The organism is Frankia sp. CoWAU3, assembly GCF_977971855.1.
In genome coordinates this window covers 900-1,881 of record NZ_CDWWXB010000144.1, presented here as the reverse complement: position 1 = coordinate 1,881, position 982 = coordinate 900, and the positions used below count along the sequence as shown (strand labels likewise).

Annotated in this window: 1 protein-coding gene and 1 pseudogene; one reads left to right on the top strand and one right to left on the bottom strand. The window is 67.7% G+C overall.

Features of this window, described 5'->3' with window-relative positions; translation table 11 throughout:
- The coding region (locus tag AC08ON_RS12880) for a DUF397 domain-containing protein (protein WP_476617054.1) at positions 1–213 on the top strand (213 nt) is incomplete at its 5' end.
- A 20-nt stretch (positions 214–233) separates the two neighbouring features.
- Here AC08ON_RS12880 and AC08ON_RS12875 read toward each other — a convergent pair.
- Positions 234–982, bottom strand: a pseudogene (locus AC08ON_RS12875) (hypothetical protein); the annotation flags it as partial.

The window sequence follows — 982 nt, the reverse complement described above, 5'->3', positions numbered from 1 at the left end:
TCCACGATGCGCCAGGTAGACCTCTCCCAAGCCGTCTGGCGGAAGAACACCCTCAGCAGCGGCAACGGCGCCTGCGCCGAAGTCGCGTTCCTCGATACGGCGATCGCGGTGCGTGACTCCAAGGACCGAGAGGGTCCGGTGCTCGTCTTCACGCCCGCTGAGTGGGATGCGTTCGTCGGCGGCGTCCTGGGCGGCGAGTTCGCCCGGCCATAGCGAAAGCGGCAGTAGCCGGGTCAAGCGTCGTGTCCGATCCAGCCCGCCATCCTGGTCAGCCGCGTGTTGCTGTGGTGGTGAAGGCGTATGAGCATGCGCACGACCTCACGGGTGGTCGGGTGATGACGGGTCTGCTGCGGCGCGATCTCGCGTGCGGTGGTCAGGCAGCGTAGGGATTCCTCCTTCGCGCCGGTCCACAGGTAGGCGCGCGCCAGGTCGATGTAGTGGTGGCAGGCGCGGATCTTCGGCAGGTCTGAGGTGATGCGGACCTGGCTGGCCTGGTTGATCGCTTCGTCGCCGTCGCCCAGTTCGACTGCGGCAGCGACGACGTGCACGCCGGTATTGGCCGGGCCGAAGGCGAGCTGGTAACGGCCGCCGTCGTGGTCGACATCGCCGAGCTGCGTCGACAGTCTGCGTGCCGCTCCGAGGTGATCGTGGGCCAGGTCGGAGTCTCCGCTGCGTGCTGCGAGCATTGCGGCACGCAGGTGCAGTGCGCCCGACATACGCAGCGCGCTCTCGCTCGGCTTACGGCCGGTGGGGATGTCGGCCTGGGCACGGTCCAGGAGCTGCAGGCCGATGTTGTAGGAACCGGCCTGGAGCAGGGATGTGGTGCGTGTCCACGCGGCGAGGGCTCCGAGTACCGGGTCGGAGGAGGCGAGCGCCGCCCAGTGCGTGCGTTCCTCGATGAGGGTCGAGAGGTCGATGTATCCCGTCTTGTAGGTGACGGAGTGGGCGGCGAACAACAGCATGGTCAGGGTGGCGTAGGCAT